Raw genomic sequence first — 18,398 nt, forward strand, 5'->3', positions numbered from 1 at the left:
GTTTATGTGGTTAGTTAATTTTCTAATTTTTCGCTAAAATAGTAGTATTTTATTTAATAAAACAAAAATATTTTTAAATAATAAATCCTCCTAAATTTCACTTGTTAATTCAGGATATTTAGCAAAAAGAAGACTAAAAACTTATCTTTTTTGAAGATTTTTTAATGCCGCTTTGGTTGCATTAAGTCGAATAGCTATAAAATCATCCTGATTAGTCTCTTTACTTGGTTCTATATTTGTTGCAAAAAAGTAAACTCTATTCTTGTTTTCAAGATAACCTACAAACCAACCATTTTTGATTTCGTTAGTATTAGATAAACCTGTCTTTCCTCTTAAAACAAAATCATTAGTCTTTTCAACTTCCATGATGTCTTTCATTATCGATTCGGTTCTTTTAGAAATAGGCAATTCAGATAAATACAGTCTTTTTAAGAAATCAATTTGTTGGAATTGAGATATTCTAGATTTTCCTTCTAACCAAAAATTATCAATCGTCAAGGTGTCAAAAACCATTGTATTGTAATCTAGCTTTTTTAGATAGGCTTTCATTCTTTTCACACCAACTTTTCTTGCGATTTCCTGATAACAAGGAACACACGAAACTCGAAAGGCTTGCTTGAGTGTTAAATCCTGCTCCCAAGCTTTCATCCATCGTTTTTCTCCATTCCATTTAAAAACTGTCGAATCACTTTTTACTACACCAGTCTCTAGTGCAATAATCGAATTAGGAATTTTGAATGTCGATGCCGGAATATGCCCTTCTTTACCCCAAGCAAAATCATTGGAATAATAGGTCTTTTTATTAAGATCATAAATTAATATTGAGCCTTTTACTTTTAAGCTATCTAAGATTTTACCAAATTCAGCCACAATGACTTCTTTGTCTTTTCCTGTTTCTTTGTTAGTTTCGGTCTTAGTTTCTTTGTTTTTAGATTGACAACTTACGGTTAGGTTTATCAATAGAAAAAGAGATAGGATTAGTGCGGGAGTTTTCATTTTGGGCAGTTTTTGTGATTTTTCAATTGTTAACTTATTATTATTTTTACGATGCTGGAATAGACACGAGCGGGACGCTCACGCTAGCAAAGGGGATTTGATTTATTTTTATTGAATCTTTTCAAGATCTTTCTTCATTAATTGAGTTGCATCGTTGAGTTTAACATACTCAAAATATTTTTCTAACTCGATTAATCTTTTCTTATTATCATATTTTATACTCGAATTTAATTTTCTTTGACAAGATGAACATAGCCTAATTGTGCTGTTGTCTGTTTCTGGCAAACTAATCGTTCCATTCATTACACAATCTGCTTCAATACAATGATACAATCCGAACATATGCCCTATTTCATGGGAACAGGTTTTAAGTAATCGAGATAAACATAAATCAAAATTAGTTGGCGTTAATACCTCATCTTGTAATCTATAAATTGAACTCACTCCTATTTTATCTCTGTAGGATGCTAATCCAAAAACATAATTCCACTCGGGTTTAGGATATAAATCTACTTCTGTTAATGCCATTAAAGCAATTCTATTTAATGGCTTTTCTTTTTTAAGTACGCTGTCTAAAATATAACCTGCTAAGAACTGTTCATTATCTTCATGTCCAATTCGTCTGGCAGAACTAGGAATTATATCATTAGAAAGTTTCTCTAAAGTTTTAGTTTTTAATTGAAAGAAAATCTCAAGATATTCTCTAACTAATTCAATTTGTTTCTTTTGTAAGGCATTAAAATCTCCAATAGGTCTTATATAAATAATATTAGAATTATTTGTTGGAATTACGTGCCTGGAATTTATAAATTGCTCAAAGCTCTGTCCTTTTTCTTTATGCGTAAAGAGCCATTCCCCTTCAACTGGTCTTGATAATTTTACATCATTATCTGCTATATCATCAAAGTATTGATCTTCCTTGTTCTGATTACACGAACAGATAGTCAGGAATAATAAGAGTATTAGTTTTTTCATAAAAGTCTAGCTATAATTTTACTGTTGTAAACATATCAATATTCTTTACCCGTTATAATTCATTGATGTTATTACATCGTTGGTTATTTCTATATCTAATAAATGGTCTTGATAAAAATCATCTCCTCCTGAAATTGTACAAAAAATAGCTTCTGATTCTTCTATTATTATTCTTGTGCTATAAATTACTAAAGTATCGTACCAATCTTCATTTGCTTTGTCTTCATTGTATTCTTTATTATAAAAATCGATTAAATTTGTCTTACAATCATTTAACCAATTAATATAATGGATGATTTTACCTGAGTAATCTTCAATATGTTCGCTAGGGATCTGAATTGAAATTGCATCTTCTTTAATTATTTTATTAAATATGATAATTCCTTTATTAACGATTCCAAATTGGGTTTTATGATTCTTTGATGCTACAAAATCGCTCAGCTCTAGTTTGGGTTGTATTTTCTTTTCCCGATATTTTCTAATATCTTTTATGATAAAATTATCTTTATGTGATTTGGCCTTTTGTTCCATCACATACATTTTGGTTGCATCTTTTCTATTAGTTAAATCGGCAACTGTCTTAAAAACTTCATAAGCTGACTTATGAAATCCTAACAAACTATAAATATTAGAGAGAACTATATCATTCTGTTTTGTTCTATTTGTATTTTCTAATTCGTAAAGCAAATCATAAAGCTTCTCGACACTTTCTGTTGAGGCATTAGATTTTCTGAATTCATTAGATAACGCTATATAATCTTTTGTGTAATCGCTATTCATTTTTATTTTTAATATAAGTCGCTTCTCTTTTCTTCAATCGAAAATACAATTAAAAACAATATATCCGTTCAAAAATCATGATTCCTGATAGGTCTAGCCCTGATGGAAGCGGCATCCTTTTTCTTGTCATCCTGACGGAGGAAGGATCTCAAGAAAAAGATATAGCGGACAGCAGGAAATAGCTCCTTATTTTAATTGTGAATTATTAATTGTGAATTGTTGATTTAAAAAAGTTTAATTATTGATTTGGTTAATCGTTTAATTGGGAAATGCTGATTAGGTAATTTGTTTAATTCTTTTAAATCTCTTCTCTTGTTTCTCTAAATCTTGATTCTATATTCTTTAATCTTTAAATTTCTCAAATATTTACTTTGTATCTTTGCAGCCTTAAACCTTTTGAAGAGAAAAAATGCGCATAGATATTATTACTGTTTTACCTGAGTTATTGCGAAGCCCGTTTGAAGCTTCGATTATGAAACGTGCTATTGACAAGGGAATTGTTGAGGTTCATTTTCATAATTTACGCGATTATACAACCAATAAACAGAAGAGTGTTGATGATTACCCTTTTGGTGGTGGTGCCGGAATGGTTATGACGGTTCAGCCAATTGACGCTTGCATCACACATTTAAAAAGCGAGAGAGAGTACGATGAAATTATATATATGTCTCCGGATGGTGAAACACTAAACCAGAAAATGGCAAACACGATGTCGATGCTAAAAAATATTATCATCTTGTGTGGTCATTATAAAGGTGTGGATCAGCGTGTACGTGATCATTTTATTACTAAAGAAATTTCGATTGGTGATTATGTTTTATCTGGTGGCGAATTGGGTGCTTTGGTTTTATCTGATGCTTTGATTCGTTTGATTCCTGGTGTTTTAAGCGACGAAACTTCGGCTCTAACGGATAGTTTTCAGGATAATTTATTGTCGGGACCTATTTATACACGTCCTGCCGATTATAAAGGCTGGAAAGTTCCTGAGGTTTTAACCAGCGGTCATTTTGCCAAAATTGATAAATGGAGGGAAGATATGGCGTATGAACATACTAAAAATAGAAGACCGGATTTATTAGAATAAATTTCAAATTTATAAAACTCCAAATTCCAATTAATCAAGTAGTTAATAAATTGGAATTTGGAATTCAATTTTATTGGAATTCAATTTTTTTTATCTACATTTGCAGCCAAATTAGACCAACCTCTGGCGAAGTCCGTGTATGTTGCTCTATCACAAAACCATAATTAAAGATATCATGGCAGATTTAATGAAATTCGTTAAAGACGAATTTGTTGCAAAAAAAGATTTCCCAGTTTTCGCAGCTGGAGATACTATCACTGTTTTCTACGAAATTAGAGAGGGTGAAAAAACAAGAACTCAGTTTTTTAAAGGAGTTGTTATTCAAAGAAGAGGTTCTGGTAACACAGAAACTTTTACTATTCGTAAAATGTCTGGTGCTATTGGTGTTGAGCGTATCTTCCCAGTTAACTTACCTGCTTTACAAAAAGTTGAAATCAACAAAAAAGGTGCTGTACGTAGAGCTAGAATTTTCTACTTCAGAGAACTTACTGGTAAAAAAGCTAAGATTAGAGACAAAAGAAGATAATTATTTATCTCTTTACCATAAAGATCCCGATTCATTATTTGTGAATCGGGATTTTTTTTGTTCTAAACAAAATAACAAAACAATAATTCTTTGGCCTGAAAACCACCGATTTGTTAATTATAACTCCTTTAAATAGCAATCTGTTAATTTAAGGAATTCTAAGAAAAACGCAACCGTTTTCGGACTGTTTTTCTTATATTTGCTCCGCTCGTTTTGAGCCAACCATACCTTTTACATCGCCGTTCCTAGCGATACGATTATATTAAAAAAGAAAAAAAATGACACAGAATTCAAAGATTGTTTACACCTTAACTGATGAGGCGCCGTTATTAGCGACTTATTCTTTCTTGCCTATTGTACAAGAATTTACTGCTACAGCGGGTATTGCTATTGAAACTAGAGACATTTCGTTGGTGTCTCGAATTTTATCTAATTTTCCGGAGTACTTGACCGATTCTCAAAAAACAGGGGACGCCTTGGCTGAGTTAGGACAACTTGCTACTAAACCGGAGGCAAACATTATTAAGTTGCCAAACATCTCGGCTTCGGTTCCGCAATTAAAAGCGGCTATTGCTGAGTTACAATCTCATGGGTATAAAATTCCAAATTTTCCTGAGGATCCTCAAAACGATACTGAAAAAGAAATTAAAGCTAAATACGCTAAAGTATTAGGTTCTGCAGTAAACCCAGTTTTGCGTGAAGGTAACTCTGATCGTAGAGCTCCAAGAGCAGTGAAGAATTTTGCTAAAGCAAATCCTCACTCTATGGGTGCTTGGTCTGCTGACTCTAAAACTCGTGTAGCATCTATGCCAAATGGTGATTTTTACGGAAGTGAAAAATCACTTACTGTTCCTAATGCTACTGATGTAAAAATTGAATTTGTTGCTAAAGACGGAACATCTACTATTTTAAAAGAAAGTACTCCTCTTAAAGCTGGAGAAATTATTGATAGTGCTGTATTAAACGTAAATGCTTTAAAAAGCTTTGTTGCTACAACTATCGAAGAAGCAAGAAAAGAAAACTTATTACTTTCGGTTCACCTGAAAGCTACAATGATGAAAGTTTCTGATCCAATTATTTTTGGTGCTATTGTAGAAGTTTACTTTAAAGATGTATTTGAAAAATACGCTACTTTATTTAGCGAATTAAATATTGATACAAGAAACGGATTGGGTGATGTTTATGCAAAAATTGCAGGAACTCCTCAACAAGCAGAAGTTGAAGCAGCTCTAGACGCAGCTATTGCTAACGGTCCTGCATTGGCAATGGTAAACTCTGATAAAGGGATTACTAACTTACACGTTCCATCGGATGTAATTGTAGATGCTTCTATGCCTGCAATGATTCGTACTTCTGGACAGATGTATAACAAAGAAGGAAAACAACAAGATACTGTTGCTCTTATTCCAGACCGCTCTTATGCTGGTGTTTATACTGCAACAATCGATTTTTGTAAAAAACATGGTGCTTTTGACCCAACTACAATGGGAAGTGTACCAAACGTAGGTTTGATGGCTCAAAAAGCTGAAGAGTACGGATCTCATGACAAAACTTTCCAAATGAAAGCTGATGGTGTTGTACGTGTTGTTGATGCTAACGGAACTGTCTTAATGGAACAAGCTGTTGAAGATAAAGATATCTTCAGAATGTGTCAGGCAAAAGATGCTCCTATTCAGGACTGGGTAAAACTAGCTGTAAACAGAGCTCGTTTATCTAATACTCCTGCTGTTTTCTGGTTAGACGAAAACAGAGCACACGATAGAGAATTAATTCAAAAAGTAAAAAGATATCTTACAGATTATGAAACTACTGGTTTAGATATTCGTATCATGAACCCTATCGAAGCTACAAACTTTACTCTTGACAGAATCATTAAAGGATTAGATACTATCTCTGTAACTGGAAACGTATTACGTGACTACCTTACAGATTTGTTCCCAATTCTTGAAGTTGGTACTTCTGCCAAAATGTTATCTATAGTTCCTTTAATGAATGGTGGTGGTTTGTTTGAAACTGGTGCTGGAGGTTCTGCTCCTAAACACGTTGAGCAATTTACTCAAGAAGGATACTTACGTTGGGATTCATTAGGAGAATTTTTGGCTCTTGGTGCTTCATTAGAGCATTTAGGTCAAACATTAAACAACTCTAAAGCTATTGTTCTTGCTGAAACTCTTGATGAGGCAAATGACAAGTTCCTTGCAAACGATAAATCTCCAGCTCGTAAGATTGGACAAATCGATAACCGTGGTTCTCATTTTTATTTAGCATTCTATTGGGCTCAAGCTTTGGCTGCTCAAAATAAAGATGCTGAGTTAAAAGCTATCTTCACTCCTATTGCAACAGAATTTGCTGAGAATGAAGATAAAATAAATACTGAATTAATTGCTGCTCAAGGAAAACCTCAAGACATTGGTGGATATTACCAACCAAATCCTGAATTAACTAGTAAAGCAATGCGTCCTAGTCCAACATTTAATGCAATCTTGGCTAAAATAGCTAAAATATAAGTTCTCATTATATTTCTCACATTAAAGACAGCCCGAAACGGCTGTCTTTTTTTTAACGCACATTTAACATTAGTTTTGTAATATTTCCCACCTTCTACCGTCATACTAGGGAATTCAAAATTTAAACAATGATCACAAAAAAAGTTAGCTCGTTTCTTATTGTATTTCTCATTGCTTTTTCTTCATTCGCGCAAGAAAAATTTACCTTAAGCGGTACCATTTCTGACTCTAAAAATAATGAAACCCTAATCGGAGTCAACATTTACATCCCTTCATTAAAAATTGGCACTACAACAAACGAATATGGTTTTTACTCTATTACTGCTCCAAAAGGAGAGTATCAGGTAGAAATAAGTTACGTTGGTTACCAGTCTTTTGAAAACACCATTTCTTTAACGAAAAATGTTAAAAACAATTTCTCATTAAAAGAAGGTGGCGAAGAACTCCAAGAGGTAGTTATTACCGATAATAGAGGAAGAGCAAATACACGTACTCCCGAGATGAGTGTAAATAAACTTTCTATTTCGGCAATAAAGAAAATACCTGTTGTCATGGGTGAAGTCGATGTATTAAAATCTATTTTATTACTTCCTGGTGTTACTAATGCCGGCGAAGGTGCATCTGGTTTTAACGTGCGTGGTGGTGGTGCAGATCAAAATTTAATTCTTCTTGATGAAGCTACTATTTTTAACTCTTCTCACGTATTTGGTTTCTTCTCTGTATTTAATCCTGATGCTATTAAAGATTTAAAATTATACAAAGGTGGAATTCCTGCTCGTTACGGTGGTAGAGCATCTTCTGTTTTGGATATTTATCAAAAAGATGGAAATAGTAAAGATTTCCATATGAATGGTGGAATCGGATTAATTTCGAGCCGTCTTCTTGCCGAAGGTCCATTAGTAAAAGATAAAGGATCATTCTTAATTGGTGGTAGAGCTTCTTATGCACATTTATTCCTGAAACTAACGGATGACATGAAAGACAACTCTGCTTATTTTTATGATTTGAATGCTAAATTCAGTTATAAATTGAATGATAATAACAGTTTGTATTTATCTGGTTATTTTGGACGTGATGTTTTTAAAATAAGTAAAATATTTTCTAATACTTACGGTAACACTACTTTCAACCTGCGTTGGAATCATTTATACTCTGATAAATTATTTTCTAATCTATCTTTAATTTATAGTGATTATTATTACGGGCTTGATCTGGATACTGCAGGATTTAAATGGGATTCTGGTATCAAGAATTACAATATTAAATATGACTTCAAAAATTATATTTCAGATAAATTCAAATTGAATTATGGTTTAAATGGTATTTACTATGAATTTAACCCTGGAACTATTAAACCAACAGATGAAACCTCTGGTGTTAACCCAGATCAATTAGATAAAAAATATGCTTTTGAACCAGCTATTTATATTGAAGCCGAAAATCAAATCGCAAAAAAACTAACGCTTTCATACGGACTTCGTTTTAGTTTATTTTATCGTTTAGGAGCTTCGACTCTTAATCTTTACGAAAACAATAATCCTGTTCTTTTTAATCCTGCTCAACAAATTTATGAGAAAGCAACTCCTATAGGAACGGAGTATTATGGTAAAAACAAATCAATGTTTAGCTATAACAATTTAGAACCTCGTTTCTCTATTGGATATCAAATTGACGAAAATCAGGCTGTAAAAGCTAGTTATAACAGAATGGCTCAGTATTTACAATTAATATCCAATACCTCATCTCCTACTCCTCTTGATGTATGGATGCCAAGTGACGAGTATATTAAACCTCAACTTGCTGATCAGGTTGCCTTGGGTTATTTTAGAAACTTTAGAGATGGAGACTATTCTCTTGAAGTAGAAACCTACTATAAGAAAATTAAAAATAGACTAGACTATATTGACGGAGCCGATTTAATAGCAAATGATGCCATTGAACAAGTTATCTTAAACGGAAGAATGCGTTCTTATGGTGTAGAGTTAATGCTTAAAAAGAATGCAGGAAAACTTACTGGATGGGTTTCTTATACTTTATCAAAATCAGAACAACAAACTCCTGGAAGAACTCCGGAAGAAACTGGTATCAATAACGGACAATGGTATAATTCAGCTTATGACAAACTACATAATCTAGCTGTTACAGCTGCTTATTCGCTAAACGAAAAATGGTCATTTGGTGCTAATTTCGCTTTACAATCAGGACAACCAGTAACGTATCCAACTGGATATTATGAATATCGTGGTGTAAAAGTTCCTAGTTATGGTTTACGAAATGAAAACAGATTACCTGCTTACCATCACTTAGACATTTCGGCAACATTAACCCCTAGATCTAACAAAGACAGAAACTGGAAAGGCGAATGGGTATTTAGTATTTATAACCTATATAATAGACAAAATGCAGCTTCTATTAATTTTAGACAGAACAGCGATACAGGATACAATGAAGCTGTAAAAACTTCAATTTTCGGAATGGTTCCTGCTGTTAGTTATAATTTCAAATTTTAATTCACTTCTCTCAAAGAGAAATAAAAATATACTGATATGAAAAAAATAAGCTTATTAATTGTGTTTTTCTCCGCATTATTTTTTACAAGTTGCGAAGAAGTTGTTGAAGTTGACTTAAAAACACAACCTCCTAAATTAGTCGTTGAAGCTGATATTAGTTGGCTAAAAGGAACTACAGGAAACCAACAAATGATAAAATTAACCACTACAACTGATTATTACAATCCTGTAATTCCTGTTGTTTCCGGAGCTACCATTACTATAAGAAACAGTGCCAATAAAGTATTCACTTTTTTAGAAGTTCCTCAAACAGGAAAATACGTTTGTACTAATTTTGAACCTGTTATTAACGAAACCTATGTCTTAACTGTTATTAGTGGGGGTAATACATATGTTGCGACAGAAACTTTAAAATCGGTAGCGCCAATCACTCGAATTGTACAAACTAATGATGGTGGTATTTCAAAAGATGAAATCGAAGTAAAAGCATATTATAATGACCCTGCTGATGAAACAAATTATTATTTATACCATTATACTTACTCTAATCAAGTCTTGTCAAGCTATTCTTCTGTGGATGATAGATTCTTTAACGGAAATGAGTTTTTTAGTACTTCACACAATGAAGATTTAAAACCTGGAGATCAAGTAGAAATAAGTCACATCGGAACATCTAAAAGCTATTATAATTACATGAATATATTAACTAGTATTTCTGGTGATAATAGTGGTGGCCCTTTTCAATCTCCACCAGCAACTTTAAGAGGAAATGTTATAAACACAACCAACGCAAATGACTATCCTTTAGGTTATTTTTCTATTGGAGAAGTTGATACTAAAAAATATACGATTGAGTAATATTTAATATGAAACCAAGAATAGAAAATTTAACAGAAAAGAAAATCGTTGGAAAACGAATAACAACATCTTTCACAGCCAATAAAACAAAAGAGCTATGGCAAGGATTTATGCCAAACCGAAAAGAGATAAAAAACAATATTGGTTTTGAACTCTACTCTATAGAAGTGTATCCTGAATCCCATTTTCTTAATTTCAATCCGAGTAATGAATTCGAAAAATGGGCAGGCATCGAAGTAACAGATTTTCTTTCCGTTCCTCAAAATATGGAAACTATCATAATTCCAAACGGACTTTATGCAGTTTTCATACATAAAGGACCAGCGAGTAATGGCAACGAAACCTATCAATACATTTTTACCGATTGGTTGCCTAAGTCCGAATATGCATTAGAGAACAGACCACACTTTGCCGTGATGGGCGAAAAATACAAACACGAAGACCTAACATCCGAAGAGGAAATTTGGATTCCTATTAAACATAAAAACTAAAACCAATAAAAAATGCTCTCCATTACGAGAGCATTTTTTTATACATTACTCTGAAAAAAATATCACCTCTCAACATATGTAAATGTTTCGGAATTAGAATTGATCAACCTTTGCCAATAATTAATTCAAATTTCAAGACATGAAACAAATACTTCTTACCTTATTTTCACTTTGTGCATTTAGTGCAAAAGCACAAACTTTTAAAAATCCTGAATCATTATTCAATCCAGCACCATATGGGTTTAGTCATGCATCATCAGTTTCTACCCCTGGCGAACTCGTTTTTATATCAGGACAAAGCGGCGGATTAGGCAAAGAACATCTTCTGAGCAACAGCTTTAGAGAACAAACTCAAGTAGCATTAAAGAATATTATAACAGTTCTGGATAGTTACAATCTAAAACCAGAGAATATCATGAAAATTACCATTCTGATTGTAGACCATTCAGAAGAGAAATTAAAAATCTGGAATGAAGAAATCAGTAAAGTATGGAAAAACAAACCATTTCCAGCAAGCACATTAATTCCCGTTCCAAAATTAGCCCTCGACGGAATGCAAATAGAAGTCGATGCTGTAGCTTTCAAAGCAAAAAAATAAAACTTTTTTCACCATTAAGAGATTAAGGAAAATTAAGAATACTTTCAAGATTGAATGACTTGCACGCAGATCAAACAAATTTCAAATCTCTATAATCTTTGAAAAAAAAGCTAACCATATAAGTTATGTAAGTTCATTTAAGGAAAACTGCACAAACTTATATTTCCTTAAATAACTTATATGGTAAAAAAAATCACTGCAACTTTTAGACAACATAAATAATCCTTTTAATCTTTATAATCTGTGGCTGAAAAAAACTTAATCCCTTAATGGTAAAAAACTCCCTTAATCTCTTAATTGTAGAAAAACATTTACTTTTTACTTTCGTACATTTGCAGCACATTATAAATCCATACTATAAATGTCCTCACACCATATCGTACGCGACGACCAAGAACCTGCATTAATCATTGCCAACGGAGCTGCCTGTAATCCCGAGTTATTAGGACAATTATTAGAATGGTCACCTTTGGTAATCGTATTAGATTCGGCTATAGAGCGCGTAGTTAAGTTAGGAATAAAAGTCGATGTTCTTCTTGGGGATTTCGATCGCGGATTTGACCCCGAAAAATATAAAACAACTCAATATCCCATAGAGATTGTACATACACCAGATCAGGACAAAACCGACTTAGAAAAAGCATTTGATTACTTAATCGAACGCAAAATTCCTGCTGCAAATGTAGTTTGGGCAACAGGAAAAAGAGCCGATCATACCATTACAAATCTTACCAATATTGTTAGATACCGAAACTTACTCAAGATTGTAATTCTCGACGACCATTCCAAAATATTTTTATTGCCTAATAAATTCGAAAAATGGTATACCGCCAACACACCTATTTCGCTCATACCGATTGGAGTTGTAAATGGTATCTTTTCAGATAATTTGGTATATCCGTTACAAAATGACACCTTAACAATAGGTTATAGAACTGGCAGCAGCAATGCCGTTGCCAAAGACGGAATTATTACAATTACCCATACCGACGGCGATTTATTGCTAATGGAATGCATGGATTAATTTCCTTACTCTACTGAATTAAGCAGAAGCATAAGGAGCAATTTCCTGCTGTACACTATATCTTTTTCTGTCTAAAGAAGCCAGAAAAAGGATGCCGTTTCCATCAGGGCTAGGCCAAATCATTTCATAAGAAATACTTCCCTTATTTACAAATTAGGATTACGTACCTTTGCACCGAAATTAAGAATGATGAAAACTACAAATAGCCCCGAGAAAACAAGTCTGCATCCTAGAAACCCGCATCGTTTGCGCTATGATTTTGAACAACTAATCACAGATTGTCCCGAATTAAAGAAGCACGTCGTTATAAACGAGCATGATATCGAAACAATTGATTTTAGTAATCCCGAAGCTGTAAAATCGCTTAACAAAGCATTATTAATTCATTATTACGACATACAAAACTGGGATATTCCTAAAAATTATCTTTGCCCACCCATTCCAGGAAGAGTCGATTATATTCATTACCTGGCCGATTTATTAGCCACCACAAATAATGGAGTTATTCCAGAAGGAGAAGCCATTTTAGGCTTAGATATAGGTGTTGGTGCCAATTGTATATATCCAATATTAGGAAATGCTGCTTACGGATGGAGTTTTGTTGGAACCGATATTGATGAAAAAGCAATCGAGAATTGCAGCAAAATAATCGAAGCCAATCCTAGGCTAATTGATGTTATCAGTTTACAACAACAAACAGAATCACGTTTTATATTCAAAAATATAATTACACCCGAAGATAAATTTACATTCACGATTTGCAATCCACCATTTCATTCTTCGTCAGAAGAAGCTAATAAAAGTGCCGTTCGAAAAGTAACAAATCTAAATCCAAAAGCAAACAGAAAAGCAGCGCCCGTTTTAAACTTCGGAGGTCATAATGCCGAACTATGGTGCGATGGAGGAGAAATTGGATTTATAACGCAAATGATTTACGAAAGTGCCAAATATCCAATGCAATGTTTATGGTTTACTACATTAGTATCTAAAAGAGAAAACCTGTCGAGTATCTATAAAACATTAAATAAAGTAAATGCTTCAATTGTAAAAACAATCGATATGGCACAAGGTCAGAAAACAAGTCGTATTGTAGCATGGTCTTTCCTTACCGAAGCACAACAAGGTAAATGGAGTTTTAAAAGCGAACTTTAAATAAACCAATCGAAATCATAATTACAAAGAATTTTACAAAACATTGTAATTATGATAGATATAACTAAAAAGCTGATACTATAATCATCAGCTTTTTAGTACTTTTAATCTTAATTGAACGTAACTCCTATGCCGAAATTATTTTTAAAAGTTATTGCAATTCTTTTATTCGCAAGTTGTAGCGCAACAAAAGAAAAAAAGATTGACAATTATGTTTTCAAAACAAAAAGCGAAAGAAAAGATTACATCAATTCTTATAATGCTGCATTAAAACTTTGGGGTATTCCTTATCAGGAAGAAAATATCGAAACCAGTTATGGTACAGCTCATATAATTGTGACTGGTCCAAAAGACGGCAAAGATTTAGTATTACTTCACGGAATGGACGCCAGCTCGACAATGTGGTTTCCTAATATTAAAGCATTATCAAAAAATCATCGGGTTTACGCAATAGACTTTTTAATAGAAGCAGGAAAATCTCAAGCACCCAAAAAATCCCTTACAAGTGAAGAAATTGTTATTTGGTACAATGAGATTTTTACTCATTACAAACTAAAAAACTTTGATGTAATTGGTGCATCCCGTGGTGGTTGGATTGCTACATTATTAGCAACTCAAAAAGAAAGTAAAATCAACAAACTGGTTTTAATAAGTCCGGCACAAACATTTAAGAACATCGATAAAATGAGAAAAGCATCATCGGCATTCTTTCTGAAAATTTTTCCAAATGAGAAAAAATTAAAAAAGACGCTAGAAACCTTTTCTTATTATCCCGAAAAAATAGACCCTATTTATAAAAAGCAATTTTATCTAGCTAATAAATATGCAAAATCAAACACTAGTTTTTTGCAAATGCAACCATTCTCTGATGAAGATTTAAAAAAAATAACCATTCCTGTTTTAGTCCTTATAGGAGATCATGATGTAATTAATTCAGATGAAAGTATAATTAGAGCCAAAGAGTTATTGAGTAATAGTAAAACCGAAACTATCGAAAATGCAGGACATTTTTTAAGTATCGATCAATCTGAAAAAGTAAACAAACTAATGATTGACTTTTTAAAGTAATTCTTTAACGCATAAAAGCTCTAGCAGTTATTTTTTTGCCACAGATTAAAAGATTAGACAGATTTAAAAACTTTGCGAACTTTCTCTAGACCTATGAACTTAAATTGTCTATAAAGGAACACTGATGAAACGGATTTACAAAAGTAAAGACGCGGATTAAAAACGGATTTTAAAAAATCAATAGATATAAAATCTGTTTCATCAGTGTTTTCGCCTTAGCGAATCCGTTTCATCCGCGTTCCTTTCGCATAGAATTATAAAAAAAACCTTTGGACCTTTGCAACTCAGAACCTTTTTTAATCCACAAATTTCAATTTAAGATTTTACTTTGTAACTTTACAATCCCAACAATTCTAAATTAAATAAATGAATTTTCAAGTAGTCTCAGATTATAGCCCAAAAGGAGATCAACCGCAAGCAATCGAAAAATTGACCCAAGGTATAATTGATGGCGAAAAATACCAGACTCTCCTTGGAGTTACTGGTTCAGGAAAAACATTTACAGTTGCCAATGTTATTCAGGAAGTACAAAAGCCAACTTTGGTTTTGGCACACAATAAAACATTAGCAGCACAATTATATTCAGAATTCAAACAATTCTTTCCAAACAACGCCGTAGAATATTTCGTTTCTTACTATGATTATTACCAGCCAGAAGCATTTATGCCAGTAACTGGAGTATTTATCGAGAAAGATTTATCTATAAACGAAGAGTTGGAAAAAATGCGTTTAAGCACAACATCTTCCCTACTTTCAGGGCGACGCGACATATTAGTTGTAGCCTCCGTTTCTTGTTTATACGGTATCGGAAACCCTGTAGAATTCCAGAAGAATGTTATTGCGATAGAAAAAGATCAGGTTATTTCGAGAACCAAATTATTACATAGTCTGGTACAAAGTTTATATTCCAGAACCGAAGCCGATTTTAATCCGGGAAGTTTTAGGATAAAAGGAGATACTGTTGAGGTATATCCTAGTTATGCCGATGATGGATTTAGAATTCATTTTTTTGGAGATGAAATCGAAGAAATAGAATCATTTGATATAAAAACTTCTCAAGTAATCGAGAAATACAATAAACTAACTATTTATCCAGCCAATATGTTTGTAACATCTCCAGATGTATTACAAGGAGCGATTTGGCAAATACAGCAAGACTTGGTAAAACAAGTTGATTATTTTAAAGAAATAGGAAAACATCTTGAAGCCAAACGTCTTGAAGAACGTACCAATTTTGATTTAGAAATGATTCGCGAGTTAGGTTATTGTTCAGGTATCGAAAATTATTCTCGTTATCTGGACGGAAGAGAAGCAGGAACAAGACCGTTCTGTTTATTAGATTATTTTCCCGATGATTATTTAATGGTAGTCGATGAAAGTCACGTAACCATATCTCAGGTTCATGCCATGTATGGAGGAGATAGGAGCCGTAAAGAAAATCTTGTAGAATATGGTTTCCGTTTACCTGCGGCAATGGACAATCGCCCTTTAAAATTCGAAGAATTTGAAGCCATGCAAAATCAGGTAATTTATGTTTCGGCTACTCCGGCAGATTATGAATTACAAAAAACAGATGGTGTAGTTGTAGAACAAGTAATTCGACCAACAGGATTATTAGATCCAATTATCGAAATTCGTCCTAGTTTAAATCAAATTGATGATTTAATCGAAGAAATTCAAATTCGTTGCGAGTTAGACGAACGCGTTTTGGTTACAACATTAACCAAAAGAATGGCCGAAGAATTAGCCAAATACTTGACCAAAGTAAGTATTCGTTGTCGTTACATTCACTCCGATGTAGATACCCTGGAACGTATAGAGATCATGCAAGATTTACGAAAAGGAATTTTTGATGTTTTAATTGGAGTAAACTTACTACGTGAAGGTTTGGATTTACCCGAAGTTTCTTTAGTAGCAATTCTTGATGCCGACAAAGAAGGATTTTTGCGTAGCCATAGATCATTAACACAAACTATTGGTCGTGCGGCGAGAAACCTCAACGGAAAAGCAATTATGTATGCTGATAAAATTACGGCAAGTATGCAGAAAACCATTGATGAAACCAATTATCGTCGTACAAAACAAATTAATTACAACCTTGAAAATAATATAACTCCACAAGCATTAAATAAAAAAATCGATAGTGCTTTTACCAAAAATCCATTGGTAGAGTATGAATTAGGTCATACCCTAAGTGTAGCTGCCGAACCTGATACTGCTTATTTATCCAAAGCCGAATTAGAGAAAATGATACGTGAAAAGCGTAAATCGATGGAGAAAGCAGCTAAAGAATTAGACTTTCTTCAGGCGGCAAAATTGCGTGACGATATTAAAAAGCTACAAGAACAATTGGCTTAATTGTGTTGTTCCTGGAAAATTTTCAATAATATTTCAGGGTCAATCATTGCATTTGGAGCATTCTTCATTAAATTTAAAATACGTTTAGTTGCTATAGGATTCAATCCCATATCGATAGAAATTTGCTGTATTGCAGCAGCCTCTTTACTATGCAATATTCCGTCGCAATGCATGATTAAAGCCAATCTATAAAATTGCTGAATGCGCTGAAACTCCGATTTTATAACAACAGGAGGAACTTCCTGATGAAACAAATCTTTAAAAGTTACTTCGTCAATATTTAATTCCTGAGCAACTAGCGACAAAAAATCAAATTCCCTCTTATGTAATTCTCCATCAACAGTCGAGAAAGAAATCATTTCTAAAAGTAAACTTATTTTTTCGGCATCCGTATTCATCAAATTCATATTTTTAGCTAAAATATTGTTTTTAAATTTAAAATACAAAAACATCAGAAATGCAATTAATTATCAGAGCATACGATCTTAAATTAAAACACACATTTAGGATTTCAAGAAAAACAATTGATTACCAACCAACGGTAATTGTCGAATTAAAAAAAGACGGATTTTCAGGTTTTGGCGAAGCAACATCCAATCCATATTATAATATTACAATTCCGATACTAGAAAATGATATCGAGAAGATCAGACCGATAATTGAAACTATCGACAATGAAACTCCCGAAGAAATTTGGACAAAAATAAATCCATTATTACAAGAAAATAAATTTGCATTATGCGCATTAGACAATGCATATAATGATTGGTATGCTAGAAAACAAGGTAAGAAGCTATATCAATTATGGAATTATACTATCGAAAATAATCCACTGACCAATTATACTATCGGAATTGATTCTATCGAAAAAATGGTTTCAAAAATGAAAGAACTCCCATGGCCTATTTATAAAATTAAGTTAGGAACTCCAGAGGATATCGCCATAGTAACTGAATTAAGAAAACACAGTAATGCCGTTTTTAGGATTGATGCCAATTGTGGTTGGAATGTTGATGAAACTATTAAAAATGCTATTGAACTAAAAAAACTAGGAGTCGAATTTCTGGAGCAACCTCTCAAAGCTGATGATTGGGAAGGACATCGAGAAGTTTTTAAACATTCGGTTTTGCCAATTGTAGCCGATGAAAGTTGCATTATAGAAAGCGATATTGCTAAGTGTCATAATCATTTTCATGGTGTAAATATAAAATTAATGAAATGTGGTGGTATCACACCCGGACGACGAATGCTACATGAAGCAAAACAATTAGGATTAAAAACAATGATAGGTTGTATGACCGAATCTACTGTTGGAATTTCTGCAATTGCTCATTTATTACCAGAACTCGATTATGTAGATATGGACGGTGCTTTGCTATTAGAAAAAGATATTGCAAGTGGTGTTATGATACAAAATGGAGAAATAAAATATGCCGAAGGTAACGGAACGGGAGTTATCTTATATTAATCG

At 33.0% G+C, this 18,398-nt stretch carries 16 protein-coding genes; 12 read left to right on the plus strand and 4 right to left on the minus strand.

Translation table 11 applies throughout. The features are described from left to right. Window positions 1–141 precede the first annotated feature (141 nt). From blaOXA to OA93_RS19450, 3 genes are all read right to left on the minus strand, one after another. Window positions 142–996: a class D beta-lactamase gene (gene blaOXA, locus OA93_RS19440; protein ID WP_039115504.1), complete on the minus strand. Its 855-nt coding sequence runs from the start codon at window positions 994–996 to the stop codon at window positions 142–144. 108 nt (window positions 997–1,104) lie between these two features. Then, entirely contained in the window at window positions 1,105–1,971 is an 867-nt protein-coding gene (locus tag OA93_RS19445) for an archaemetzincin (RefSeq protein ID WP_039115506.1), read from the minus strand. Window positions 1,972–2,016: 45 nt separating this feature from the next. Further along, a complete protein-coding gene (locus OA93_RS19450) occupies window positions 2,017–2,751 on the minus strand; it encodes a hypothetical protein (RefSeq protein ID WP_052259529.1) in 735 nt (244 codons plus the stop codon). Window positions 2,752–3,160: 409 nt separating this feature from the next. On the opposite strand from OA93_RS19450, the gene trmD reads away from it, so the two are divergent. The 11 genes from trmD to uvrB all read left to right on the plus strand — a co-directional run bounded on the left by trmD (window position 3,161) and on the right by uvrB (window position 16,927). Then, window positions 3,161–3,835 carry a tRNA (guanosine(37)-N1)-methyltransferase TrmD gene (gene trmD, locus OA93_RS19455; protein WP_039115508.1) on the plus strand — a complete coding sequence of 225 codons (675 nt, stop codon included), beginning with the start codon at window positions 3,161–3,163 and terminating at the stop codon, window positions 3,833–3,835. Window positions 3,836–4,010: 175 nt separating this feature from the next. After that, window positions 4,011–4,361, plus strand: a complete 351-nt coding sequence (gene rplS, locus OA93_RS19460; RefSeq protein WP_039115571.1) for a 50S ribosomal protein L19 — start codon at window positions 4,011–4,013, stop codon at window positions 4,359–4,361. Between the two features lie 278 nt (window positions 4,362–4,639). Next, on the plus strand, window positions 4,640–6,868 hold the full coding sequence (locus OA93_RS19465) for an NADP-dependent isocitrate dehydrogenase (protein WP_039115509.1): 2,229 nt from the start codon (window positions 4,640–4,642) through the stop codon (window positions 6,866–6,868). A 128-nt stretch (window positions 6,869–6,996) separates the two neighbouring features. Then, the gene (locus tag OA93_RS19470) at window positions 6,997–9,378 is read left to right on the plus strand and encodes a TonB-dependent receptor (protein ID WP_039115510.1); all 2,382 of its coding nucleotides are present in this window, start codon (window positions 6,997–6,999) and stop codon (window positions 9,376–9,378) included. A gap of 36 nt (window positions 9,379–9,414) precedes the next feature. Next, complete coding sequence (locus OA93_RS19475) at window positions 9,415–10,236, plus strand: DUF4249 domain-containing protein (RefSeq protein WP_039115512.1); 822 nt, start codon at window positions 9,415–9,417, stop codon at window positions 10,234–10,236. 8 nt (window positions 10,237–10,244) lie between these two features. Continuing rightward, window positions 10,245–10,727, plus strand: a complete 483-nt coding sequence (locus tag OA93_RS19480) for a GyrI-like domain-containing protein (RefSeq protein WP_039115513.1) — start codon at window positions 10,245–10,247, stop codon at window positions 10,725–10,727. A gap of 139 nt (window positions 10,728–10,866) precedes the next feature. Further along, a complete protein-coding gene (locus tag OA93_RS19485; protein WP_052259530.1) occupies window positions 10,867–11,325 on the plus strand; it encodes a RidA family protein in 459 nt (152 codons plus the stop codon). A 361-nt stretch (window positions 11,326–11,686) separates the two neighbouring features. After that, complete coding sequence (locus OA93_RS19490; protein WP_039115515.1) at window positions 11,687–12,349, plus strand: thiamine diphosphokinase; 663 nt, start codon at window positions 11,687–11,689, stop codon at window positions 12,347–12,349. Between the two features lie 189 nt (window positions 12,350–12,538). Then, a complete protein-coding gene (gene rlmF, locus OA93_RS19495) occupies window positions 12,539–13,501 on the plus strand; it encodes a 23S rRNA (adenine(1618)-N(6))-methyltransferase RlmF (RefSeq protein ID WP_039115516.1) in 963 nt (320 codons plus the stop codon). 129 nt (window positions 13,502–13,630) lie between these two features. After that, window positions 13,631–14,569, plus strand: coding sequence for an alpha/beta hydrolase (locus OA93_RS19500; protein ID WP_039115518.1), 939 nt, complete (start codon window positions 13,631–13,633; stop codon window positions 14,567–14,569). Window positions 14,570–14,935: 366 nt separating this feature from the next. Then, window positions 14,936–16,927: an excinuclease ABC subunit UvrB gene (uvrB, locus tag OA93_RS19505; RefSeq protein WP_039115520.1), complete on the plus strand. Its 1,992-nt coding sequence runs from the start codon at window positions 14,936–14,938 to the stop codon at window positions 16,925–16,927. Here the strand turns inward: uvrB and OA93_RS19510 are convergent. Next, entirely contained in the window at window positions 16,924–17,334 is a 411-nt protein-coding gene (locus OA93_RS19510) for an excinuclease ABC subunit B (RefSeq protein WP_346425754.1), read from the minus strand. The genes uvrB and OA93_RS19510 overlap by 4 nt on opposite strands. A 50-nt stretch (window positions 17,335–17,384) precedes the next feature. Here OA93_RS19510 and OA93_RS19515 point away from each other — a divergent pair, with 50 nt between their 5' ends. Continuing rightward, window positions 17,385–18,395, plus strand: coding sequence for a dipeptide epimerase (locus OA93_RS19515; protein ID WP_039115522.1), 1,011 nt, complete (start codon window positions 17,385–17,387; stop codon window positions 18,393–18,395). Window positions 18,396–18,398 lie beyond the last annotated feature (3 nt).

The organism is Flavobacterium sp. KMS (assembly GCF_000813005.1).
Lineage (GTDB): Bacteria > Bacteroidota > Bacteroidia > Flavobacteriales > Flavobacteriaceae > Flavobacterium.